Origin of the sequence: Peptacetobacter sp. AB800 (assembly GCF_047807365.1) — a bacterium.
GTDB lineage: Bacteria > Bacillota > Clostridia > Peptostreptococcales > Peptostreptococcaceae > Peptacetobacter.
The window spans coordinates 1-26,254 of record NZ_JBLOUI010000033.1; the positions used below are offsets into that span (position 1 = coordinate 1).

Sequence of the window (26,254 nt, forward strand, 5' to 3'; positions counted from 1 at the left end):
GTAAGGTTTCAATTTTCTCGACTCCTTTCCGTAGGGGGAATGTGTTTTTGGGTGAAATCATTGTAAACCCTACCGGGGTCGAGATTCAATACTAAATAAGTTAACAGAGCGGAAAACTAACTTAGGAGTGATTTATATGAAATTCAATGAAAAACTAATCGAACTAAGAAAAACAAAAGGACTTTCACAAGAAGAGCTTGGAAACGAACTAGGAGTATCTAGACAAACTGTATCAAAATGGGAACTTGGACAAAGCTATCCCGACTTTCAAAAGCTTGTCCTACTAAGTGACTTCTTTAATATATCTCTTGATAAATTAATAAAAGATATAGATTTAGATGATGTCAGAGAAAATAATTCAAACAACGAAAAGGTATCTAAAATGTATGAAGACTTCCAAACTGCAAAAACTGTTCTTAATTATCTTTTAAACTTTTTTGCTTTTATCGGAGTAGTTGGTATATTAGCTTTAATTGTACTTATATTAATATAAGTATATACAACTATTAATATATGTCCGTACACCACAAACAAAAATTTAATATTAGCTAAAATTTACAATAAAAAATAAGGGCTTAACTGAATGCTATGAAAACTCTCTAGTCTTAAGGAGGTCAGTTAGCCCTTATTTTTAGTGAAAACTATGTTAAAATTTTATCTTTTAAATATATAGTTATTTTCTATTTTGATTCTTTTCTAGCTTTTAATTCTTTGAAGTTATGCCATAACATGAATAATATTAATACCGCACCAACATATCCATTTAAAACATAAATCACATTTACTAAAACACGGAAAGGAAGGAATAATCCTACTAGAAGTCCTACTACACCTAAAACAACTGTTAATATTTTAAATCTAGGTGTACCTTCTTCAGCAAATCTTGATACTGGGTTATATAATAGAGGTACTGCTGTTGTGTAAATACCAGCAAATACAACTATTGCAAATATCGCTGAGAAAGGCTTCCATATTCTAGTTGCTAATATTAAGTTAGGTATATCTGCATTCCATACAAATGTTTTTCCATCGCCTAGCCCTGTATTTATATTTGCTATCTGTGCAAATGAAATAAGTACTATAGCTATACAAACTGCTAATGTTCCGCCTATTATACCATAGTTAAGATCTTTTTTATTATTTTTAGCTCCAAGTGCTGATGTAAAACTAGCAAACCATAATAATACAAATCCTGCATAAGAAAGACCTGATATTAACCAGTTTGCACCAGCATTTTTAATTGGTTCATCTGTCATACCTGCAAATGATTGTGTTCTTATAACTTCTAATCCTTCAGAAATATTTCCTCCATCTCTTACACAAGTTATAAGTCCAATTGCAATACAAAGAATAACTATTATTGGTCCTACTATACCTATAGCATCAACTAATGAATTTAACCCGCCTACAACTGTTATGATTGCAAGAATTGTAAGAATTACAGCACCTATCCAAGGAGCTATTCCATACTCTTGACTTAATGTTGATGCTGCTCCACCAACCATAACAAAGAAAGACATGTAGCAGAATAATGTTGAATAATAATCACAGAATGTACCTACATATTTTCCACAAAAATATTTATATACATCATTACCTTTTTCAAACTTTTGTTCTGCTCCAGCTTTTGCAAAATTAAAATTATAGTATAAGAAAGCTATTGCAAATACTAGAACTACAAGTATAGATTTCATACCATACGCTGTGTAGTATTGGATTATTTCTTGTCCAGTTGCAAATCCAGATCCTATAGTAAAAGCAATAACTGCTCCTGCAAGTATTAAAACTCGTTTCCAGTTTACTTTTTCGTTGCCCATATAAAACACTTCCATTCTATAATAAATTTATGTTCCGGCTTATTTTTTCGGCCCCCCACAAATTTACTTGTAAGGAGCCGAATTTTGAATCTTATTTAGCTTTCTATTATTTTAATTACTTTTATTGCACAAGCTTTTATTCAGTTTTATATTATATATTTACTTATATTGTATATTTAAAAATCATCTGTTTCAAATACAGTCTGTCCATCAACTGGAGTCTGAAGAACTTTAAGAGCTCTCTTAACCATATTCATTCTTATTTTCTTAGAATCAACTTCGCCCTGAGTTGGATCTCCTAGAGGATATGGTATACCAACACCTGGTATTATTCTATTTGCACCTATTGTTAATGAAATAGGAACAACTGTAGCCATATGTACTACTGGGATTCCGTATTTTTCTATACCTTTAACCATTGTTGCACCGCAACGAGTACAAGTACCTCAAGTAGAAACTAGTATAACAGCATCTACACCATCAGCTATAAGTTTTTTACCTATTTCATCACCGAATTTAGCAGCACTTCCTGTTGCTGTACCAGTACCTGTAGTTGTAAAGAATGAATCGTATAATTTTCCGAATGCACCTTCTTTTTCTAATTCTCTTAAAACATCAAGAGGAACAACTAGGTTAGGATTTTCCATGACGAACTGTCTGTCATATCCACCATGTATAGTAGTGAAATCATCTTTGCTCATAGTTTCCATTCCAGCTATGCTATATTCACCGTATTTAGTTGCATTTGAAGATTCTATGTGGTCTGGGTTTCCTGTTGGAACTACACCACCAGATGTAACTATTGCTATTGTAGCATTTTTTATATCTTTAACTGGTTCAGCAGGATCTACTCTGTCAAATACTGGCATTTCATATTCTGTCACATATTCTTCGCCTTTTATTTTTTTAAGTAGCATATCTATTGCTCTGTCAGATCCTCTCTTTTCAGCGAAGTAGTTAACTCTTATACCTCTTTCAATATATCCTTCTTCTTTAGGTCCTAAAACTTCTTCACCTTCAACTAATTTTTTAACTAAATTAGCTATCTTAGGAAGAACTTTTCTCATACCTGCTGCTGAGTTTGGAGTTTCAACTATTAGTAAATCTTTTCTAAACATATCTACACCAGGGTTTTCTACATACATTCCTGTAACTGTAGGTATATTTAATTCTTCTTCTATTGCTTTACAAGCTGTACCACATGCAACACCGTATCTACCTGCATTGAATGCTGGTCCAGCTACTACTGCATCTGCTCCACATTCTTTAACCATTCCTAAAACAGTTTCAGTAGCTGCATCAAGATTTTCACCGAAATAGTTATCACCACATATTATAGTACCAACTATTTCATAATCTTCTCCAAGTAACTCATTTAATTTAAGCCCAGGTCCCATTGCTCCTTCTCTAAGCTCTGGCTTATAATCTGCCATATCTTCTCCACCTACATTGGCAAAGAACTGATTTATATAATGAACTATTTTATATTTTGCCATCTTGATATATCCCCTTTCCGGTAAATTTAATATCTCAACATTTCTCGATTACTATTAAAAAATAATCTTCTTTAAAATAAGTTTTATTTCGTTTATTTTTAATATCCTTTTGCCGCAAGTTTGTTGAATCCGTTGGCTATTGTAGATGCTATTATTATCTGAAGTTCTGCATCAAAGCTTCCGTCTTCATTCATACATCCAGACCATCCACCTATCTGATTTTCTATGTAATCAGTCATTCCTATTATTCTATCCATTGGAGGGAAGTGAAGCACTGCATTACCCTGTCCGCAAGATACCATTGCATCTGCTTCTTTACAAGTATCTGCTAATGACTGAGATTTTCCATCTTTTCCTGGGAATTCATCTGTTATTATTGCTACTTTTATACCTTTGTTTGCTACTTTTCTGCAGTTCATCATTAAGTCTGTATCTGGGTTACCGTAACCTTCTTCAGTTATTAGTAATCCATCAAGTCCCATCCAATCTGCTAATTTAGCAACCATATCTGAATGTCTTTCTTTATCTGCTAAGAATACATTTTCATTTGTTAATATAACACCCATGAAGTTTAATTCTTTTCCATGGCGTTTAAATAAATCTTCTATTACCGGATTGTGGAAATGATGATATGTTGTAACCTTATCACAAGGTGCAACACAGTTTCCAGATACTATAGCTCCATCCATTATTTCTTCTGGATACATAAATGTTGGAACTATCTGTTTAGCATCAACTCCATAGTAATATGTATCATGAAGTAATCCCTGTGACTGAAGCATATGCACATATCCTATCTTTGGTAGATCTGGATATTCTGCAGCCTGTTCAAATAAAGGTTTTGTTTCAAAAGTTTCTATACTATCTGGTTCTATATCTTTTCCTGCTTTTCCTATGTGTGCAGCTACTTTAAGCCCAGCTAATCTAGCTGCTCTTTCATATACGTGAGTTTCTAAACCTTCCTGTGGTTCAACTACTACACATATATTATTAGTTTTAGAGAATGGGCAGTAATCTGCAGCTGGTCCACTCATGTCTATTACACCTTCCTGGAAACCAACTATCTTACCTACTGTTACAACACAAGCACCATCAAGTGCATGAGTTCTACCATTTCCAACTGTTGGATTAACTTTTCCTATAACACCTGGGAAAATTTCTCCACCACCACTAACTTTAACTCTAGGTTCTATAACGTCTTTTACAGGAGTTATTCTTGTAGATTCTCCTGGTTTTGCTAGTTCGACTTTACATTCTTTTATCTTATCATCTTCTAAGACAAGGTCGATAATTTCCTGCTTATTAACGAAAAGTGTGTGATTTTTTACACAAACTTCTTCACCGAACTGAATGTCATCGATACGTATTTTGCCTAATTCTAGTTTCATGTAGCTACCTCCTTTAATTCCGTTACCGTGATAACATAAAGTTTTTAAAAATGATTGGTTTTTAAATTTTATTAAAAAACCAATCTTAGACAAATTTTATTTATTTTGTCTTTTTTTGGGTATAGATTTTTTCTATACTTAGATATTATCACATAGGAAAAGGTTTGTCTATATTTTATCGTTAAATTTTCAGAATTATTTTTATAAATAAAATTTTCACTTTTCCTTATATCTAAATTTTATTCTGTACCTGTTTTTTATATATTCTAAAAAAATTATTTATTAGAATATATAAATCCTTGCTTTTTTCATTTAAACAAACATATAAACTATTTTTTATATATTTTATTTTTATTAATTTTATAATTTGAACAAAAAAATATACTATTGTAATTTAATTTACAATAGTATATCTTTGTTTTTACTAAATTATTATATTTTTATTATTGTATTTTGGGCATTACATTATCTATCATAGATAAATCAATAGTTTTATAATCATTGGCTATTTTTTCTTCGTATTTTGGCGTTTCTTTTATTTCTTTAAATTTATTGAATGTTTCTATAGCCTTTTCTATCATCATAACATCATCTAAATTGCTATTATTATCCGCTGGATATACAATTATAGATCTATATGGAGTCTGATTTGGTTTTAAGCTACCAGCCTGTGGATGAGTTAAAAGTCTGTGTCTATCATAAACTAAGTCTCTAGCCTTTACAAGAACATCTTCATAGGAATCCAACAACTCTATTTTCATAAGATCCTTATATTTATCTGCAACTCTATCATTATTAGTTACTATTATACATTTTTCTTTTTCAAACATTGTTATTCCTCCAATCAGCTCTATACCCAATTTCATAATAACATAAAATATTTATTAAATAAAGTCTCCAGTATATTCAAATTTATCTGCATAAAAATTAGCTATATCTCTAACTTCTCTAACAAAATTTTTAACCCTATTCTCTATCTGACTTTCTTCAATCCCATTATTTAAAATATCCTTTAAATATCCCATATAAAGAGTACATACCATGTGGTTCATCTTTTTTGCATTTTCCAAGCTTATTTGCCCATCATTTACACACTGCATACACATTTCAAAGTCTCTATCATAAAAACCAGGAGTTTCAAGCATCTTCTTTAAATGATCCTTAAATCCACTTAAATTTTCTGGAAACATATTATAATACTCTACAACTGCTGTATCTAATTTCTTACTATTTTCATGTAAAAATATCATATCAAAAGCTTCTGGGTATTTAAATGCTGCTCTTGTATAACATTCCCAAACGCCTAGGTGCTGGTCCCAAACAGTTTTCCATTTTTTCTCAGACTTTTCTAAATCTTCTAGGTAACAATTTAAAAAGCCCATCTGTGCATAAAAAAGCAACTCATCTAAATTTTTAAAATATCTATATAAACAAGTAGAGCTACATCCCATTTCTCTAGCAATTCTTCTTATGGAAATAGCCTTTATACCTTCTTCTCTTATTATTTCATATGCCTTTTCTATATAATCTTTTCTATTTAAATCTTTAAAATAATTTTTATCAACATTATTTCTCATTTCTAAATCACTTCCTTTCTCACAATATTATCTTACCATATTAACTGCTTTATATGTTCACTCTTTTTTTATGCCATATATAATAATTATAGTTAAAATATATTTTAAATTTTATTGTTATAGAAACTTTCAATAATGGTGTTTACATGGTAAAATATATTTTGGAATAATTAAAAATGAGGGAAAAAGATGAAATATAAAACATTTAGTAGAAAAAATTTTTTTGAAACTACAATTCTCTTTGGATTAATAACAGTATTAGCTGCACAGTTTAATATGAATTTATTTTTAAATAATTTCAAAATATCAATAGGTATAATAACCTTCCCTGTGTTTTTGTTTTTAATTGAAGATTTCCCGATTTTATCGGTAAGTATCTTCTCTGCACTAGGAGTTTTTATAACTAGATTTGGAGCAATATGGCTTCAACAAGGCTTCCAAGAACAAGCCGCAATAAACTGTCTTCCAGAGTCGTTTTTCTACATCGCTTATGGATTTCTTATTTATATATATTCACGGAAAAAAAACGGAGTTTTAGAAAACGATTCCGACATAATTTGGTTTATAATAATGGACTATTTAGCAAATCTAGTAGAACTTATGCTTAGATTTAGCTTAGATACATTTGAAATTAAAACTCAACTTTGCATAATATTTGTTGCAATATCTAGATCTTTTATAATTTGGGCATTAATTACTTTCCTTAAAAAGTATCATCTTACTTTTATGAGAGAGGAACATGCAACTAGATATAAAAAACTTATGTTGCTTATATCAAAGTTAAATGGCGAAGTTATTTGGATGAAGAAGAATACAGCTTTAATTGAGGAAGCAATGAATTCTTCTTATAAATTATTTAATGATATGAAAAAACAGGGAGTAGATGAAGAAATTTCAAAGGCTGCCCTCAATGTTGCTAAAGATATACACGAAATAAAGAAGGAATATATCCTAATACTTAGAGGAATTTCCGAGGCTATGAATCTAAATCTTGAAAATAACGGTATGTATATATCTGATATAGTAAATCTTTTAGAAACATCAGCCTCTGATGAGGCTACTGAAAATAGTAAAACAGTTATTTTTAATAATAGTTTTGATAGAAATTTATATACAGATAAGGAATATTTCTTCATGTCTATATTTAGAAACTTATTTACTAACTCTATTGAGGCAGCTACAGATGATAATATTATAATAGATTTTAAAATAGAATTAAAATCTAAAAATGATGATTCTTCTTGTAAAGATTATTACTCTATTTTGATTAGAGATAACGGTCCTGGAATAGATTCAGAAGATATTTTAGAAATATTTGAGCCAGGATTCTCAACAAAGATAAATTTTGAAACTGGAGAAATAAACAGAGGTTTAGGTCTTAACTTGGTTAAAGATATAGTGGAAAACCAGTTTAATGGAAGTATTAATGTTGCTTCTGAACCTGGAAATACCTCTTTTGTAATAAACATTCCCAAAAATGAATTGAAGGTGATTTAAAAGAATGAAATTTTATTTAGTTGATGATGATAAAAATATAAGAAAAATATTAAAGTTAATTATAGAAGAAAGAAACATCGGTGAAGTTGTGGGATCTTATGGAAATCCTGAGGATGCAATAGAGGATTTAAGCGTAAGTAATGTGGATATAGTTGTCGTTGATTTATTAATGCCTAATATGGATGGTATTGCTTTTATAAAAAAAGCTGCTGAAATAAATCCTTCTCTTGTGTTTGTTATGTTATCTCAGGTTTCTTCAAAAGATATGATTTCTGAGGCGTATGAAAACGGTATAGAGTTCTACATTCAAAAACCTATAAATAGTATAGAAGTTGAGTCTGTTCTTAAAAAGGTCAAAGATTCATTAAATCTTAAAAGAACTGTAGCAACTGTTCAAAACCTATTTAACAATAATCTTGGAAACAATAATACTTCTGCTCCATCTGAAAAAGTATGGCTTCCAAAGCTAAAAACTGTTCTTCAGAAACTTGGTATAATAGGTGAAATAGGAAGCAAGGACATTATAACTTTGATTGAATACATAATAGAAAAAAATCGGAACATAGAAAATGTTACTTTAAATGAACTTTGTTCTAAGTTTACAGACAACCCTAAATCTATGGAACAAAGAATAAGACGTGCGGCAAATACTGGTATGATAAATTTAGCTAATCTTGGAATTGAAGACTATTCAAATGATATATTCCTTGAATTTGCGACAAACCTTTACAACTTCGAGCAGGTTAGAAAGGAAATGGACTATATAAGAGGAAAAAGTACTAAGCATGGAAATGTAAAAATTAGAAACTTCTTAAACTCTCTTGTACTTTATGTTCAGAATTAAGTTATCTAAAAAAATATATGGATTAATAGGTATGATTTATTTTTAGCAAAAGTCGTGCCTTTTTTCATTCCAATTTTTTTCAGATATTGTTAATAACTATATGTTTTTATAAATTTTTCAAGTTATTTTTCAAAATCAGCCTCTTTTTATTTGTAATTTTGTTTATTTATACAATTTGCAGATTTCATTTCGTTTAAATAATTGTTAAAAATATGAACAAGTTTTATATTGTTTTTTTCTTATTTTTTTTGTCCAATTTAACTTTGTTAATTTTGAAAATGTTTACCATAGAATTTTATTTCGATTTTTTCATTTAAAAATTATTTTTTAAAGGCCTATATAAATTTTTTAAGTTACAAAATAATTTTTTTGTATTAATTTTGAAAAAATTTTAATTTTTCCGTTAAATTTTTTTCATCTTTTCTGTAACTTTTTGAAACTTTTTAAAACTTATATATTATATTGATTTTAACGATAAGAAAACCCTTTCTTATAAATACAATCTATAATATTATGAGGTGAACGCTTATGATGACAATTTTATCTGGACTTGGTCTATTATTACTTGTACTTGCTGGGTTCTCATTCTTCAGCTTCAAGATGCCAAAAGGATCTGTGGCTATGGGTGGTATGGCAGATGCAGCAGTTGCTACTTTCCTAGTAGAAGCAATACACAAATACATCTCTGGTGATTTATTTGGTATAAGCTTCCTAGCAGAAGTTGGTAGTATTTCAGGAGGAATGGGCGGAGTTGCTTCAGCAATCGCTGTTCCTATAGCAATGGGTGCTAACCCAGTACTTTCAATTGTTGCCGGTGTTGCTTGCGGTGGCTGTGGTATACTTCCTGGATTTATAGCAGGTTATATAGTTGGATTTATAATACCAATAATAGAAAAGAAATTACCAGAAGGATTAAACTTAATATTCGGTACTTTACTAATAGCTCCTCTAGCTAGATTTATAGCAATAGGTGCTACTCCATTAGTAGATGCTACTCTAGTACAGATAGGTGGAACAATATCTGCAGCAGCAGAACAGTCACCACTTGTAATGGGATTCCTTCTAGGTGGAATAATGAAGATGATATGTACATCTCCTCTAAGTTCAATGGCTTTAACTGCTATGCTTGGACTTAAAGGTTTAGCAATGGGTATCGCAGCAATAGCTTGCTTCGGTGGATCATTCACTAACGGATTTATATTCCATGGATTAAAATTAGGTGATAAGAGTAACGTAATCGCAGTTATGCTTGAACCTCTTACTCAGGCACCACTTGTTACTTCAAACCCAATACCAATATTCTGCTCTAACTTCTTCGGTGGAGGTTTCGCAGGAATGGGTGCAGCAGCTTTAGGTATCATAAACAATGCTCCTGGTACAGCTTCTCCAATACCTGGATTATTAGCTCCATTCGCATTCAATGCTCCTATGAAAGTTGTAATGGCTCTTGTTATAGCAGCAATCGTTGGTTCTATAGCAGGATTTGTAGGTTCTAAAGTATTCAAAAACTACAAAGTTGTAACAAAAGCTGACCTTGAAAGAAGAGCAGGAGTTATAGCTTAATTAATAATCGCAAGTTTTTTTAACTTAAATTTACTTTATACACAACTCACAGAAAAGGGACTGATGCATATTTGCTCAGTCCCTTTTCATATAATCTTTTATAAATTTATTGTACTGTTGCTACTTTAAGTTCTTTTTTATGTTCCATGTTTGGACTTTTTAATACTAAGCTTATACTTGATAGTATTACCTGTATTGCTGGGTATGCCATCCATACACCAGATAATCCGAATAATTCTGTGAATATCCAAAGCATAGCAGGTGCTATAACTATTGGCTCTATGTATATTAATAAATTACTGAATTTCGTATGATTAGTTGCATAGAAGTATGCGCTTGTTACTCTAGTTATTCCAAAGAATATATAAGCAAATGCTGTTGTCTTTAATGCTAAAGCTGTTTCGTTCATTAGCTCAGGTGATATATTGAAGTATTTAGCTAACTGTACGCTGAATACCATTGTCATAACCATTAAAAATACTGAGAATATTGAGCATAAGAAGAACGCTTTATTGTACACATAGTGTAATTCTTTTTCTTTATTTGCCCCAAAGTAGTAGCTGAATAATGGCTGAACACCATCACCTATTCCCTGTATTAAAAGCTGTGCACATGCAAGTACGTAGCTTATTACTGAGTATATTGCAACTGCTCCATCTCCACCGTATTCAATACATTTCCAGTTTGTAAGTATTATTATTATTGAAGGAACTATTGTCTGTCCAAATGGAGATACTGCTATTTTCATTATTCTTTTTATTTTAGCTATATTTGGTAATATATAATCCATTTTAAAGTTTTTATGGTTTAATTTTACAACGTATATAACATTCATTGTAGCAACTACACCCTGTGCAGTTATTGTTGCTAAAGCTGCACCAAACATTCCTAAGTTCATTTTGTATATAAATACATAGTCAAGTACTATATTAGTAACAAGACCTGCTACCATGTTCTGAGTAGCTACAATTGGTTTACCCTGATTTCTAACTATTGGATTTAATCCGTTTCCTAAAACAGGAAGCATTCCACCTATTAATATAGTAGTTATATAGTCATCTGCTCCCTTATATATTGCACCTTCTGCTCCTAAGAAGTTAAGTATAATTCCTTTTGTACCTAAGAAGAAAACAGGAAGTATTGCTCCAAATATTAGAAGAAGTATTATTGTCTGCATGGCACTGTGCTCCATATCTCTTTCTTTTCCTTCTCCTCTGTATATAGAAACAAGAACAGATCCACCTATACCAACACCTGTAGCTGTTGCATTAAGTACAACCTGTATTGGATAAACTAGGTTTATCGCAGCAAGCCCCACGTTTCCTATACTGTTTCCTACAAATAGTCCATCGACTATTGAGTAAAATCCACTGAATAACATCGCTATCATTGATGGTATTACATAATGCATAAACTGTCTATTAATTCTTTTTTTATCTATTGTTAAGTCTTTATTCATAATTTAAACACCTTCCTTTCACCAAAGAAGAGTTTAGACTATGGTCTAAGACCAAGGTCAACAACTTTTCAAAATAAATTTATATTTTCTATTCTATTTTTTTATTTTTATGTATATTTCCTTGTATTCATGCTGCTTATCTGCATAAGCTGTTGTATTTATTTCATGCGTTAAAACATAATCCTCTAGCTCGATTTTATTTTCGTCAGCATAATTTTTTATCTTTTCTATATATTTTTTATTCAACTTACTTCCCTCAGATGGTACAACCATACTCAAAGCATCAAATCCGTTTATTATTTTATCGTTATTTTTATTTTCTTCGTATATTCTTTCTTTACTTAGTCTACCCTCTTTTCTTTCTACATCATTTTCAAAAAGATCCTCTACTATCTGCCTTTCTATAGTATAGAATGTAGCCTTTTCAGTTAAATCATAGTTGTATTCCTTGATTACCGCACCTAGTACAAACTCTTCATTACTTATACTAGGTATATTTTTTAATACTAATTTCTGTGCACTACTCTCTTCTTCTGTTTCTTCAAATAAAATATACGAAGTTTCAAAATGTTTCTTTTTAATACTCATATTTCCAGAAATTGCAGGTCCCATTGTGGAACATAGATAATCTAGCTTCTTTAAAAGCTGCTGTTCATATCTTATCCTGTTTCTACAATCTATTCTCTTTTTTTCAAATAGCTCAAGGGCCTTTTTTTCGTCGTTTTCGTTCATTATTGAGTACATGTCGGACACTGAGATATCTAGATTTCTATAAAAGATTATGTCTAATATCTCCAAAATATTGTACATATCGTACATTCTATACTTGTTGTTTGGGTTTATTTTTGGATGAATCATATCCTTTTTTTCATAAAATCTCAGTGTATCTACTGTTATGTTGAGAAGTTTTGAAACTTCAGATATGCTGTATGTCTTTTTCAAATTTTATCTTCCTTTCAAAATTAATCTTTATTTTATACATTATTAATTATATCAGTAGGAGAGAGCTTTTTCATCTTATTGCATACATATTTCGTTCCTATCTTTACACTCAAAATAGCGGTTATTATTATAAATAAGTATAATATCCACGGTGTAGATATATTCAACTTAATTGTAGATACCTCTATCAAGACTTTAGACATTAAAAATACGAATATACTTCCTAAAACTACTCCTAATATAGCTGGAATAGCCACTCTATCTTCTATTTTCTTTGAAATAATCTCTTCTAATTGTTTATCACTTATTCCTATTGCCATGAGCACACCAAAATCAACACTTTGAGACATAATTTCGTATATAGATCCATTGATTGAGTTGAATATAGTTAAAATAATTGCAAATCCAGCTATTACGCTAAATATTATGTTTATAGCACTTATATATGCTTCATTTTGCTCTAACTCTTCTCTACAATCAACAAATATAAAGAATATATCTAAAAATCGTATATTTTCACTAGTTGCTTGCATTAAAGAAAATAACCCACTTGTATTAGACAAATTTGTTTTATTTAAATACATTATCTTTAAAATTAATATAAATAATAAATTTATTCCTAATCCCACCGATACAGAAAAGATAGATAAAATAAATTCTTGTTTCCTACTTTGTATGATTTATAAAGATTTTTAACTTCTAGCATTTTTATTCCCCCTTTTATTATTGCTTTTTAACTTTTGATAAATTATTTTTCTATACTTTTATAATAAATGGGGAAACTTACAACTAACTTTAAGTATTCTTACAATATTGTAAGAAATAAAATAGCTGTTATTAAAATTTTATAAATAGTGTTTAAGTCTGTGCTATTTCAAAATTTTAATAACAGCTATATTTTAGTGTCCGCTTGGTTTTTTATGAAGTTTGTCTTTTTCTATTGTTAGGTCTGCATGTAATAAGTCAATAAATATTACGCTAAGAGGTATTACTGCTGCCCAGATTGCTCTACCTGTAAAGAAGTTTACTAGTATTGTAGCAACTGTTCCTCCAAGTACAAACATTACTATCATAGCAATGTGAGTATTCATTCTTTTTACATACTTCTGTTCGCCATGATTTCTTATCGCTTTTGTAAGTGCAACCCCAATCTGTCTAACGTGATTTGTACAGAATGTTGTTGCCATTGGTATTTTGTAAGCCTGTCTAAATGTGTTGTACTGCATTGAGCATAGGAAGTTTATCGAAATCTGGGCAATTTGGTATGGTGCACTGTCTGGTACAAATCCAAGTATTATAACAACTATAATTTCTATTAATATTAACATAGTATCCCATCTTATGAAGTGGAATTTTTTAATTGAAAGTGCCCACGCTTCAGAAAGCATAGTTCCCGCAAGATACGCAGTAAGTGGAACTAAGTAGTACGCTGCTTTTCCAAAGTTTTTGCTTCCTATAGCCATTCCCAACATTACAAGGTTTGCTGTCTGTGCATTACAGAATATACCTCCCCTTGCTGTATATGTATACGCACCGTAAAATCCACCGACAAACATTAGAACTGCAAAGATCCACCATTTTTCACACTCTAAAAATTCTTCCTGTTCTTCTTTTAAATCCGTCGCTATACGAACAGCATTTTTATATTCCAAAATATAAACCTCCCTTCTATTTTTTATTATAAGTTCAGTTTTGCTTTTATAATTCTTATTTTTTGTAGAATTATAGCAATATAGCCGACAAAGTAGATTTAATGCCGGCTATTTATCTAATCTAAATATAGAAATATTATACTCTCATTTATTTTATTTTTCAAATTTTGTTAAATGTGATACATTTTTTATATTTTTGTTGATTAGTATTTTCTTCTATCTAAATTTTAAAGTTCTATAGTTTCTAAATCATCTGGTATTGCTATGTTTCCACTAAAGAATTCTTTTCCTTCATTGTAGTACATAGTTTTTCTATTAGCTATATTTTTATCTTCTGTGTGATATAAAAGTATGTTTTTTATACCAAGTTCTGTAGCTAATTCACAAGCATCTTTAACTGTTGAATGGTGCTTTTCATAAGGTTTAAATTTATCTGCTTCTGAATATAGACAAAAGGCTTCGTGAAGTAACCAATAGCTGTTTTTAGCATATTTTTCTTCTTTTTCGTTGTATGGTTCATCACCACAGCAAGTAAGTTTTTTATCGTTATCGTAAATCATACTAAATCCAAACTGTTTTGCTTTAGTTGAGTGTATATCGAAAAATACAGTTTTGTTTCCTATTATTTCTCTCTCTTCCCCATCTTCAACAGGTATTATATGTACTCTTTCACCTATAAAATCTGTTTCTTTTTTATTGAGAAGCATGTGAGCAATACTATTTATTATATCGCAAAGCTCCCCATGTGCGTATATGTTTACATCCCCTACATATTCACCTTTTTTCATTGACCGGCAAATTTTTCTAATCATCCAAATTATACCTGTAACGTGATCTACGTGTTTGTGAGTTACAAATATTTCTTTGATGTTTTTCCAATCTATCCCAGCATCTTCTAGCTGATTGAATATTCTATTTCCACCGCCACCATCTACTAGTAGCTGTTTTTCTCCATTTGTTAATACAAAAGTTGTGTTGTAACATTTAGTTACCATTGCATTTCCTGTTCCCAACATTGTTATTTTCATAAAGTTTTCCTCTTTTCTCGATAGTTTTTTAAATTTTATTATTCTATTTAATTTTTAATATTTATATCTCCTTTTATTATAATACCCAAAAGTATTTTTGTATTAACTTATTTTTTTATTAATAACTTTTAAAAACCTTTTCCTTTTTTTATTTAAGTTTAATCTAATTATTTTAAGCATCTTGTATTGATTTTATCCATCCTTAAAATTATAGCTATTTCAACAAATTGATGATAAAATTATTGTATATAAAGTATTTTTTGAGGAAATTTTGTGAGGTGATGTATTTGAGTTTTAAAAATATTTTTACGCAGGTAGCAGTTTTATTCATTATAATTTTGGTAGGATATTTTGTTAGAAAGAAAGGGCTTTTAGATGAATCTTCAACTTCTAAACTTTCTTCTTTAGTTATGAATATTTTTCTTCCTGCTATGATAATTACTGCTATGCAGATTCAATTTGATAAAGATATGATTCCAAAGATTCTTTCTCTTCTTTTTGTGTCTATGGTGATGTTTGGGGTGTCTACTATAGTCGCATTTTGTTTAAAGATTTTTATCAAGTCAGATTCAAAGTTAGGAATTTTTCAATATGCATTAGTTTTTTCTAATTCGGGATTTATGGGATATCCTGTTGTAGAGGCTGTTTTAGGGAAAGGTGCTATATTTTATGCAGCTATTTTCAATCTTCCTTTTAACTTCCTTTGCTTTACACTTGGTGTGTATTTCTTATCAAAAGGAAATAGTAATGCTAAGTTTTCAATAAAATCTATGATAAACCCTTCAATGATTGCGGTATTTATAGGGCTTGCACTTTTCGTTACAGGTACTGAACTTCCAGTGTTTGTCAATCAGCCATTGGAGCTTTTAGGCGATGTAACTACTCCTATTTCAATGATTGTCATAGGTTCTATGCTTGCTGGTTCTTCTGCTATGGAATGTTTCAAGAGATTTGATATGTATGTGTTGGCAGCGCTAAGACTTATCGCTATTCCAGTGCTTGTTTTCTTGGCTCTTAGACCGTTTAGTTTTGATTCTGTAGTTATGGCAATTCCAGTTGTTATCGCTGCTATGCCATCAGCTGCAAATACTGCTATTATGGCGAATGAGTATGGGGCGGATGTTGCGTTGGCATCTCAGGCAGTGTTCTTTACGACGTTGTTTTCTGTGGTGTCAATTCCGCTAATTAGTGTGTTGCTCTTGGGATAAAATGTATCTAGGGGATTGAAGTCATAGACAGACTCCTTTCTAGCCTCGATGATTGTACAAGCAAAGAGTTTTATCATAAGCCACTATGTATGATCTTGCTAAATTAAAAAAATACTATACAACGAAATACATTACATCTTATTATAACTTATACATACTGCCTTTATTGTAAAGCCTAGATATCCTTTCTATATTTAAAACTTTGTTGCAATTAAAAATTAAAGATACCATTAGGAATTTTTTCGTAGCAGTAAAGACATATATTGTGAATCAGCATCTAAGATGTTTTCTTTTGAGAAACATAAATTAAACGGAATATTTGTCAAAAATGTAATATTGCAGAATTAGCATTAAGATATAAGTACTTTAAAAGTTATATGCGTTCTTGACATAGTTCTTACCAGAGAATACTTCAATCGTTGGTTGTTGTTACATATAGTACTGCGAATCATAATATTATGTTTCTTTTGTTAAATATTGATAGAATATAATCAAAATGTATATGAGTACAAAAGCCATTGAATCAAATTTACATAATGTAGTTATATGCTTTTCATCACTATTCTATCTTGGCTTAAACTCATATATCAATCCTTATATTGGTTAGAATATATTAGTGGTTGAATCTTGTTACTTATGAAGGTATCGTGCTACAAAGAAATGAAAAATTTTTTGAAAGTTTCGGTTCCAAATTTGTAGGAAATATTGTACAAATCATTAGTAGTAATCTACTTGTGAATGCAATAAAAAATCACCTACATTCTTAATTGTATGATATGTATATAACTAGCTTTTTATTGAATTCAAAGAAAATAGATATCTTGCTTAAACCCCAAAATGCTTCTCAGACATCTCGCTTTGAGTAGATAAGCATACAACAGATTTTTATAAAAAAATAGCAATAATACAATATAGCTTCTTGATTTTGTAGGGTATATAGAATTTTTTCTGTAAATAAGCCCTCTATGGCTTAAACTACCGTTAGGTAGTATAATAGACTTAAAATAATTTATGAGTAAATGGCTAACGCCTTTGAACACATAATATTATTTATTTTGTTGTATGTCAAGAAAACCAGCTAAAAAGCGGTTTTCTTGACTTTTTTAATTATTACAATCTATCTTCATACATTATTGAAAGTTCTCCGTAAATATAACCCCAGTTTCTAATAGGCATACTCCATTTTTTGCTTATTTTTTCAATTGATAGGTATAGTGATTTTTCTAGAGAAATCTTATTTGGAAAAACAGTTCTTTTTTTATTTATTTTTCTAAGCTGCGAATTTACACTTTCAATGGCATTTGTAGTATAAATTACCTTTCTAGTTTCTGGCGAAAATTTAAATATCGGTATAATTGAATCCCAGTTACTAAACCAAGATTTCATAGAATTTGGATATTTTTCATTCCATTTTTCTGAAGTACGTTCTAAATTAGCTAGAGCCTGTTCTTCATTAATGGCATGATATATTGTTTTTAAATCATTAGCAAATTCCTTTCTATCTTTGTATGATACATATTTTAATGTATTTCTAACTTGATGAACAATACATCTTTGATATTCAGTATTTGGAAAAGCGAAGCTTATCGCTTCTTTTATTCCTGATAGTCCATCAGCACAAACGATTAAAATATCTCTTACACCTCTATTTTTTAATTCATTTAGCACAGAAAACCAATACTTAGAGCTTTCAGTATCTCCAATATACAATCCTAGAATTTCTTTGTATCCTTCGGAACTTATACCAAGAATTACATAGACAGCTTTTTTCTTAACAGAACCATTTTCTTTAACAGAGAAATGGATAGCATCTATATATACAACAGGATACACACTTTCAAGAGGTCTATATTTCCATTCTTCGATTTTAGGTATTATTTTATCAGTTACATCTGAAATCATTCCTTCAGATAGTTCAAATCCATAAATATCCTCTATTTGAGAAGTTATATCTCTATTACTCATGCCTAAAGCATACATATTTATTATTTTTTGCTCTATTTCAGAAATATCCTTTTGTCTTTTTTTGACAATTTGAGGTTTGAAAGAAGAATCTCTATCTTGAGGAACATCAATTTCATATTCTCCCATTCCAGATCTTACTCTTTTTGTTTTATATCCATTTCTTAAGTTGGTATTTTCACCACGTTCATATTTTTCATATCCAAGATGCTCATTCATTTCAGATTCAAGCATCTCTTGAATAGTATCACCTAAAAGATCTTTAAATGCATCCTGGATGTCTTGAGCAGTTTTTAATTTTATATATTTCAATTAGCTCCTCTATTATATTTTTCTTTTCTGGATCCAATGGTTCTCTTTTCTTTCTTCCCATAAAAAATCGCCTCCTATGATTAATTCAATATTACCATAGAAGGCGATTAAATTTACAGCCTTTTTTCATATACTCTTTAAAAATGTCTATGCGACAGCACCATATAATATCTATTATTAAGAATTAAAGTGGAGTAATTTCTTCATATAGGATTAAAAACTATCCATTAAAAATCTGTTTTCCTAGTTCTGTAATACTATAAATTACGTTACCAGCTTTTCTACTTTTAGTCAAATAGTAATAATCCTCCTCAAGTTTCTTAGTTATCCATCCTATTTTTTGAGAAGAAACATCTAATTCCAACGACATATCTCTTGCACTAACATTACCACCTTTAATAATAGCTAATTTCATAAATTCAAATTGTTCTCTTTCAAGTAATGTGCCCTTTTTCTCTATTTCGTCTATTTCTTTTTTATAACTATCTGAAATTCTTTTACTTACTTCAACACTTTCTTTTGCGCCACATTGAATACAATTCATATTAAATCGTTTAAGGATATCTAAATCATCTTCTGAATATACATAACCACAGTTACTGCATACAATCTCATTAGTTTCTTTTAAAAATTCTTTTACAAGATTATTAAAATTAAATGGAGATTCTATAAAATATGTCCTAGCATCATTACCATCTGGCTTTCCCCATCTTAAATTCTCATTTAAACATAGCCCATAGTTTAAAGCATAAATCGATACTTTCTCTCCATTTTTACTAGACATTTCATTATATTTATTTACAAAAAAGTTTAATTCAAGAAACCCTAAAATATGTTCTACTTGTTTAGATATATAAAAATGGCTTGTATAGGGATTATTTCTTTCTGCGTCAAAAATTTTAGCTGTATATTTACTGGTTCTTATACTTGTTTTAATATCTTTTTCTCTTTGGATGATATCTAACAATAATTTGTGTAAATGAAAGATCTCTACCCTTTCTGAATATGTCATTTGAGCACTTTTACTTTCTTCGAAAAATAACGATAGTCGTTCTGTATAGAATCTTTTTGCTGCTTCATCCAATATTCCCATTGTTATCTTTTCATTTTTTGATATAGAATATTCTTGAGCATAATCTAATATTAATCCAAGATGTCTTACTACATTTAAAGTCATTCTAAATAGGTATTCACAATATTGTTTTATAGACGCCTTCTCTGTGTCAAAATAAAAATCAATTCCATGATTAGTAAATACTTTTAATCTATTTTCAAGAATTCTTTGCGTATAATTTACTGCAGAATTTTCCATATCAGTTCTCTTATCGTTCACATAAAGTTGATAATAATCTAAATATCTTATATCGATTTTTTGTCTATCTAGTTCCCCTAACTCAACTCTTCCTGGATATGCTGAAATTTTCAATTTTATATAATTATCAGAAGTATTGTTTAAAGTATTAACAATTAAATCACAAAACATTCTTAATGAGTCTTGATTTATTTCTGAATAGTCATCTAAAATCAAATATAATCTCTTCATTTTTAGTTCTTGTAAGACTTTCTTAATTTCATCAACAATCTCAGTTATTTCGAAAATTCTGCAAAAAACTCGGTTCATTTTTCTTTCAGTTTCTTTACTATCAATAATTTTATCAGTAACAGAAACTGAGGATTCAATACCTACATTATCTAAAGAAAGATCAGAATTCAAACTACTATCTGTAACACCTTCATGCTTTACGCCATCAGAAACTGTTAAATCAACTTCATCCAATATCTGTAACTCATAAGAAGTTAAATGATTGTTATTGTGTATTCTTGTTTTGATTTCTTCTAACTTTTTTATAGAATTTTTTGCTTTTGATGGAATATTTAAATGAATTTTTTCTGCTAAATTTTCAATTTGTGATTTGTAATTATTGGCAATTTCATCTATCAGCTCCGTAAGAAAATCTAAAATAAATTGTCTTTGAATAGAATAACTTTCTATTACTTTATCTGAATTACCTTTAAGTGAGTTAATTGTCGTGTAATTTCTCTTTGCAGTATCGAAGATTGTTTTAACATCAATATAACAAGTCATTATCTCTTTCGATTTTCTTAATTCATTCTGCATTCTCATAAAGATAGTGGATTTTCCTGTTCCTTTGCGACCAACTAGAATAGTAGTATTGTCTTTTAGACACAGATTTAAAATTGCATCTCCTTCTAGCGGATCTACATATATATCATTTAGTAGATTTTTATTGTTTTCATCCAAAATTTCATAACGTCTATATAATCTTAACGACTCGACTGCTTTATTAAATCCTCTAATATCTTCTTTGTTCATTCTTCCTCCTCAACATTTTACTTATATTATTTATAATGATATAAGTAAAATATCTAGTATTATATTTTCTAAATCATTTATGCTATATAAAATATCCAATACATGAAATTTTTTATCTAAATTACATCTTGATGATTTCCATAAATCCTCATTAGTAATCAATACAAATGTAACACCTTATACATTTTTTAATTCATCTGCAATCATTTTATATGAGCAAACAGTTTTATTTAATTTAAAATATCTAAATTTTTAAAAATTTATTTCTATAACAAAAATTTGATTTTAATTTTTTATTACATAGTTTCAATGCTAATTGTAGTTCCTTCAACTAATATGTAGAAATATCTTTATTTGTAATATCCAATATTTACTTTTTTATATAAAATTCTATTTAAATTAATATTATTGATAATATCATTCAATACTTGGATATCAAATAAAAGTATACCTTCACCTATAAATAGCCCAAAGTACTTATTATAGCATTCTGTCATTCTTTCTTAAAGTTTTAGAAATAGTTATTTTTACCTACATTTCATTTTACAAAGATGGGATAATTTTATATGCCATTAATTAAAAATCAACCTTTAGTATTTTAGGATATCTATGCAATTATTCTTTATACATAGGAACTCTATTAGAAATTTAATTTCTTAATATCTTCTACAAATTTTTTCTGAAAATAAAATGCGTGATTCTTATTAGAAACATACCTTTTATATATATCAGAATAGATAGGATGATATGGTTTTGAATCCTTACTTCTAACTTGAATGTGCAGTCCATTTGATGTATGAATAAAACCATCTTCACTATTTTCAATATGGGATTTAAGTTGTTTACATATTGAATAATAATCTTCTTTCCAAATATCCTTTAATTCAGCAAACTTTGGTTCTCTTAAATCAATATGAATACTTGGTAAGAACATCCAGTCTTTTGGCTCCCCAACTTTACATACTGGAACATAAAGAATGTTTCTGATTTTTTCATAAAGGTGAGTCTCTTCAAATGTTTTTTCTTGTATTAATTCATCAATAACGCTACTTATTTGTGTAATAAATATAGTTTCAATGGGCTTTCCGTTTGCATCACATTTATTAGTTTTTAGCTCTCCATCTTCAAAATCTAAATTTGTGTTAGACAAATTCATTCCTAATGATAGTTCTAACAATTGGCCTGTTTTCCCTTTATTTAAAATTATTGTGTTCATATCTTCATCGGAAAATAAATCTCCAAATCTTACTCTAGATAATTTATTTAATTTTACATTAGCTTCCTCAAGTTTCATTATTACACTCCTTTTTAAAATCCTCGTTGTCTACATAATTCATTAATATCTCTCCAAGCCATTCCACGCATGAAATTTGCTGCATCAGAGATTTCTCTATTGCTAAATAACATTTCATAAACACCTAGCCTTTTAATTTTTTTACCTAGCTTAGTATTTGGATAATTCTCTTCAGCTATCATTGCCATATACAGTGTCGTAAATAATTTATTTACTTGTAATTTTTCTTCTTTATAACTATCTGCTAGTTTATCTATCAAATTAAGCACTTTCGTTTCAATATTTTTTGTAGTATTATTGTAAATACACACAAAATCCGAGTACACCCGTTCTACTCCATATCTATCAGAAAGTTTCTTTAATTGTTCAAAATAATCCACATCTAGCGGTGGTCGTTTATTTCCATTATTATCTACATAATAAACGCACCAATTATCAAAGCCACCTCTGTCAAATTCCAAATGTGAATTATCAATAAAAGTTTTTACTATAGTAGTCATGTTTTATCCTCCTTTAACCTGCAGAACAATACTCCAAATCACATTCCTATCCGAATATTCCCAATATTTAATATTTTGTTCTATAAACAACCATTTTATTAGCTTTACAAGATGAACGCCAAATTAATATATACAATTTTTTTGACATGATTAACATGGTTTTTCTTCTTTTGATTGTTAAATTTATTGTAACATATAAATTGTTCGTATACAATTAAAGTTAATATCATTTTCATATATTTTTATCTTGTAAATAAGAAATAAGAGCCTTTTTCCATTTTTTAATTTTTATGGAAAATTAAGCTCTTATACCATTTAAGATCTTTTTTATTTTCATATCAATACCACTCCTATAAAAATTTAAAATACGGTAAACTTGTCTGTATTCATTCTTTTTTCAGGTATTGGTTTTCTCTCATATCCTGGAAATGGAGTAAGAGCAACTGCCTTACCTGGATATGCTTGAGCAGCTAATAGACTAGATACTACTAACACATCACTAGGTATAGAATTTATAAATTCATTTCCTTCCTTTGTTGCTTCAAAGACAGTTTTAACAAATTTTACTCCTTCTCTCTGAGATTCTATCTCGACCTCTACAGGATTAGCATTAAGTATAAATCCACATTCAGGAACTATTGTAATAGTTTCTCCATCGCTTTCTAAAAAAGTTATAGAATGTGGTGTAGTATTTATTACTTTTACTCCATTTTCCAATATATAAACCATATTTTCATTAAACATCATACAATATTTTGCTAGATTTACCCAGTGTTCCAGCTTCACCGTTCATAATATATAATTATAACTTTTATTGATTCAATAAATAGATTCTTTCTAATTTAGAGTTTATACTCTCTAAATATCTAACTACTTCTTTTAAATCATTAATCTCTTCACAATAGATAGATTCAAAATATCCACTATTTATGCAGTTTATTAGCATTTTAACGTATATACAAAGCAGTCTAGCTTCTTTAGGATTTTTTATTTCTACATCTACAACATCAATATTATAGAAATCAGCATCTTCAACGGAATAATTCCAACCTACTACACTCTCATACAATCTTTTTAGAATTGTATATGTTTCGATTTCATCAGATAATTCACTTTGTAGTATAAATCTACTATCAACATTTAATGTTTTTCTCATAGATTTATATACTTCTCTTTCAGCAAAATCTATTAGCTCTACAAATGTTATAACTTCCTCTTTTGAGTTAAACTCTATCCTATTTATATATTTCTTCATATTACATCAATCCTCTCTATTTTTAATATTATCTCTTTCTTTAATATTATTTTATAATATTTCAAATTTGAACTCATTTAAAAATAGTTGCGAATCAATATTTATTTTTATAGAAATTTATATAATAAAATCATCTTCCTCATATTTATCTTTAGAATCAAATCCATATCTTACTATCTTTGTAAATTTTCCAAATTGATATATATTTATCTTATCTCCATCTCCATTAAAAGCTTTTAGTCCTCTTTTTAACTCTTTTGTCTTCTTCTTATCTAATAACATTTCAAAAGCAGATCTTTGAACTCTAACTCCAAACCCACTTAAAAACTTAACTATTTCTCTTCTCTTTTTATTGTCTGTAATATCGTATATAACTAAAGTCCTTATTCCTTTTTCATTTTTTATACTTTTTTTCTCTTCCTTGCCAAATTTATCATTTAAAAAATCGAATTTATCCTTAACTTTCATTACAGATTTATATTTTTTCTTATCTGGTTTTAGTTTTATTTTCATAAAATCCCTCTTTACTTTCAATATTCTTATTATTAAATTCAAACTTTAATTTTACCTTATGTTAAATACCTTATATAAAGAAGTATCTTCATTTTTTAATACATCTATAAAACTCTCCACCTGTCTAGATAGAGCATCTCTATAGCTCATCTTTTTATCAAAGTAGTTTATTTCACTATTTAGCTTTCTAGTTAAATGTTCCACTAGTATTTTTCTTCCATTCTGATTTAAGTATACACTTCCATCATTATTAAAATTAAAGTCTTCCTTTTTTATCCATTTTTTATTTATTATAGAAATAACTGTACTATCGCATATTACTGGTCTCCACTCTTCTATAAAATCACTGATTAATGCAGGATGACCTTTTTTATCGCTATGCATAAATCCAGCATATACATAAAGTCCTTTTTATGCTACTATAGAATTTATTTCTGAGAATAATAACGTATATGCCATACTTATCATAGCATTAAACATATCTTTAGGTGGTCTTTTACTTCTTCCTTCAAATGCAAATTCTTTATTTATAGTTTTTGAAATTCCTTCAAAATATTCTTTTGCAGAAATACCCTCATATCCCATAATTTCTTCAATACTTTTACATTTGTTTATACTATTTTTCATTCTTTTCATTTGTTCTATATTTTTTATTATCGATTCATCAATTTTCTTTCTTCTATTTAATAATGTTATTTGATTATTTAATTTTGAATCTATTATTTTTTTAGACATTTCTATTCTAAAATTATCGTCTCCAGTAAGTAAAATCTGCTTTCTTACTATATCTACTCTATCATTTTCGCCACCAGAGATCCTACCTAAATATTGACCGCTTCCTTTTAAAAATGTAATATCTATATTATTTTCAATAGCATATTGAATTAAATTACTACTTATTTTTACTCCTTCAAATATTAAAATTCTATCAACTTTGTGTATAGGAATTTCTTTTGTTTCTTCACCTTCTTTAGATATATAAATTCTATTATTTTTTAATCCCAAGGATACACCATTTTTTGTTACATATAAACTAGCCATTTTTTATCATCCTTTTGTTTTTTATTTTCAGAATAATTTTTATTTTTCTTATCATTATTATATAATAATTTTGTAAAATTGTCTTTTTATTTTATTTCAGTAAATTTTTTTATTTAGAGTAATTTTATTGATTTTTATTTTTTTAAATAGTATAATTAATTGTAGAGATATTTTAGAAATTTAATTTTTTTCAATTTATTTTTTATCTTTTTAAATCGTCGTGCTCGATATTGAAATTTCAATATTTTAGATATTTTTCTATTGTTATTTTGTATTTTTTGTAATAGAAAATCAGGAAAATATTTGCATGCTCGATAATCTATTTTCAATACTAGTCATATCAATATTTTCAAAAGGTAGGATTTATAAAATTGTTCCCCGTAAGGGGACGAAAACTAGTAGCTTAATAATTTATCAAAGTACAAGTATTTACAAAATCATTCCTCATAATAAAAAAAGGCATAAAAAAATACTGCCATAGAACACCTTTAAAAGGTGTTCTTATGACAGTACCTTTAACTGACACCTAACGGTTGTCAGTTTTTTTGTATTCAAATTTAGCTCCACAATT

At 28.8% G+C, this 26,254-nt stretch carries 22 protein-coding genes and 1 pseudogene; 5 read left to right on the top strand and 18 right to left on the bottom strand.

Going from position 1 to position 26,254, the window contains the following annotated elements; all coding sequences use genetic code 11:
* The first annotated feature begins 136 nt into the window (after positions 1-136).
* Positions 137-493 carry a helix-turn-helix domain-containing protein gene (locus ACK2WN_RS09245; protein WP_300530764.1) on the top strand — a complete coding sequence of 119 codons (357 nt, stop codon included), beginning with the start codon at positions 137-139 and terminating at the stop codon, positions 491-493.
* A 187-nt stretch (positions 494-680) separates the two neighbouring features.
* Here the strand turns inward: ACK2WN_RS09245 and ACK2WN_RS09250 are convergent, their stop codons facing one another.
* From ACK2WN_RS09250 to ACK2WN_RS09270, 5 genes are all read right to left on the bottom strand, one after another.
* Positions 681-1,817, bottom strand: a complete 1,137-nt coding sequence (locus tag ACK2WN_RS09250; RefSeq protein WP_416155409.1) for a hypothetical protein — start codon at positions 1,815-1,817, stop codon at positions 681-683.
* Positions 1,818-1,993: 176 nt separating this feature from the next.
* Positions 1,994-3,313, bottom strand: a complete 1,320-nt coding sequence (gene grdF, locus ACK2WN_RS09255; RefSeq protein WP_300530758.1) for a sarcosine reductase complex component B subunit beta — start codon at positions 3,311-3,313, stop codon at positions 1,994-1,996.
* Between the two features lie 98 nt (positions 3,314-3,411).
* Positions 3,412-4,701: a sarcosine reductase complex component B subunit alpha gene (gene grdG / locus ACK2WN_RS09260; protein ID WP_300530755.1), complete on the bottom strand. Its 1,290-nt coding sequence runs from the start codon at positions 4,699-4,701 to the stop codon at positions 3,412-3,414.
* Between the two features lie 443 nt (positions 4,702-5,144).
* On the bottom strand, positions 5,145-5,531 hold the full coding sequence (locus tag ACK2WN_RS09265; protein ID WP_300530752.1) for a GrdX family protein: 387 nt from the start codon (positions 5,529-5,531) through the stop codon (positions 5,145-5,147).
* Positions 5,532-5,585: 54 nt separating this feature from the next.
* Complete coding sequence (locus tag ACK2WN_RS09270; RefSeq protein ID WP_300530749.1) at positions 5,586-6,278, bottom strand: TetR/AcrR family transcriptional regulator; 693 nt, start codon at positions 6,276-6,278, stop codon at positions 5,586-5,588.
* A 189-nt stretch (positions 6,279-6,467) separates the two neighbouring features.
* Here ACK2WN_RS09270 and ACK2WN_RS09275 point away from each other — a divergent pair, with 189 nt between their 5' ends.
* From ACK2WN_RS09275 to ACK2WN_RS09285, 3 genes are all read left to right on the top strand, one after another.
* Positions 6,468-7,775 (top strand): ATP-binding protein, encoded by a 1,308-nt coding sequence (locus ACK2WN_RS09275; protein WP_300530747.1) that lies wholly within the window; start codon positions 6,468-6,470, stop codon positions 7,773-7,775.
* Positions 7,776-7,779: 4 nt separating this feature from the next.
* On the top strand, positions 7,780-8,619 hold the full coding sequence (locus ACK2WN_RS09280) for a response regulator (protein WP_329998107.1): 840 nt from the start codon (positions 7,780-7,782) through the stop codon (positions 8,617-8,619).
* Positions 8,620-9,147: 528 nt separating this feature from the next.
* A complete protein-coding gene (locus ACK2WN_RS09285; protein ID WP_416155410.1) occupies positions 9,148-10,182 on the top strand; it encodes a PTS sugar transporter subunit IIC in 1,035 nt (344 codons plus the stop codon).
* Between the two features lie 106 nt (positions 10,183-10,288).
* Here ACK2WN_RS09285 and ACK2WN_RS09290 read toward each other — a convergent pair whose 3' ends face one another.
* The 5 genes from ACK2WN_RS09290 to ACK2WN_RS09310 form a co-directional block, all read right to left on the bottom strand.
* Positions 10,289-11,641, bottom strand: coding sequence for an MATE family efflux transporter (locus ACK2WN_RS09290; RefSeq protein ID WP_300530741.1), 1,353 nt, complete (start codon positions 11,639-11,641; stop codon positions 10,289-10,291).
* A gap of 93 nt (positions 11,642-11,734) precedes the next feature.
* Positions 11,735-12,583, bottom strand: a complete 849-nt coding sequence (locus ACK2WN_RS09295; RefSeq protein WP_201417140.1) for a MerR family transcriptional regulator — start codon at positions 12,581-12,583, stop codon at positions 11,735-11,737.
* Positions 12,584-12,615: 32 nt separating this feature from the next.
* A complete protein-coding gene (locus ACK2WN_RS09300; protein WP_416155411.1) occupies positions 12,616-13,116 on the bottom strand; it encodes an FtsX-like permease family protein in 501 nt (166 codons plus the stop codon).
* 366 nt (positions 13,117-13,482) lie between these two features.
* Positions 13,483-14,235, bottom strand: coding sequence for a YoaK family protein (locus tag ACK2WN_RS09305; RefSeq protein ID WP_416155412.1), 753 nt, complete (start codon positions 14,233-14,235; stop codon positions 13,483-13,485).
* A 227-nt stretch (positions 14,236-14,462) separates the two neighbouring features.
* Positions 14,463-15,263, bottom strand: coding sequence for an MBL fold metallo-hydrolase (locus tag ACK2WN_RS09310; protein ID WP_416155413.1), 801 nt, complete (start codon positions 15,261-15,263; stop codon positions 14,463-14,465).
* 281 nt (positions 15,264-15,544) lie between these two features.
* Here ACK2WN_RS09310 and ACK2WN_RS09315 point away from each other — a divergent pair, with 281 nt between their 5' ends.
* The gene (locus tag ACK2WN_RS09315) at positions 15,545-16,471 is read left to right on the top strand and encodes an AEC family transporter (protein WP_416155421.1); all 927 of its coding nucleotides are present in this window, start codon (positions 15,545-15,547) and stop codon (positions 16,469-16,471) included.
* A 1,110-nt stretch (positions 16,472-17,581) separates the two neighbouring features.
* Here ACK2WN_RS09315 and ACK2WN_RS09320 read toward each other — a convergent pair.
* The 8 genes and pseudogenes from ACK2WN_RS09320 to cas1 form a co-directional block, all read right to left on the bottom strand.
* Positions 17,582-18,745 carry an IS256 family transposase gene (locus tag ACK2WN_RS09320; RefSeq protein ID WP_416155414.1) on the bottom strand — a complete coding sequence of 388 codons (1,164 nt, stop codon included), beginning with the start codon at positions 18,743-18,745 and terminating at the stop codon, positions 17,582-17,584.
* A 220-nt stretch (positions 18,746-18,965) separates the two neighbouring features.
* Entirely contained in the window at positions 18,966-21,080 is a 2,115-nt protein-coding gene (locus ACK2WN_RS09325) for a hypothetical protein (RefSeq protein ID WP_416155415.1), read from the bottom strand.
* A 640-nt stretch (positions 21,081-21,720) separates the two neighbouring features.
* Positions 21,721-22,374 (bottom strand): MutH/Sau3AI family endonuclease, encoded by a 654-nt coding sequence (locus tag ACK2WN_RS09330; RefSeq protein ID WP_416155416.1) that lies wholly within the window; start codon positions 22,372-22,374, stop codon positions 21,721-21,723.
* 14 nt (positions 22,375-22,388) lie between these two features.
* On the bottom strand, positions 22,389-22,874 hold the full coding sequence (locus ACK2WN_RS09335) for a DUF7004 family protein (protein WP_416155417.1): 486 nt from the start codon (positions 22,872-22,874) through the stop codon (positions 22,389-22,391).
* A gap of 360 nt (positions 22,875-23,234) precedes the next feature.
* Positions 23,235-23,621 (bottom strand): hypothetical protein, encoded by a 387-nt coding sequence (locus tag ACK2WN_RS09340; protein ID WP_416155418.1) that lies wholly within the window; start codon positions 23,619-23,621, stop codon positions 23,235-23,237.
* 64 nt (positions 23,622-23,685) lie between these two features.
* A complete protein-coding gene (locus tag ACK2WN_RS09345; RefSeq protein ID WP_416155419.1) occupies positions 23,686-24,129 on the bottom strand; it encodes a hypothetical protein in 444 nt (147 codons plus the stop codon).
* Between the two features lie 117 nt (positions 24,130-24,246).
* Positions 24,247-24,642 carry a CRISPR-associated endonuclease Cas2 gene (gene cas2 / locus ACK2WN_RS09350; RefSeq protein WP_416155420.1) on the bottom strand — a complete coding sequence of 132 codons (396 nt, stop codon included), beginning with the start codon at positions 24,640-24,642 and terminating at the stop codon, positions 24,247-24,249.
* A 51-nt stretch (positions 24,643-24,693) separates the two neighbouring features.
* A pseudogene (cas1, locus tag ACK2WN_RS09355) lies at positions 24,694-25,683 on the bottom strand (CRISPR-associated endonuclease Cas1).
* Positions 25,684-26,254 lie beyond the last annotated feature (571 nt).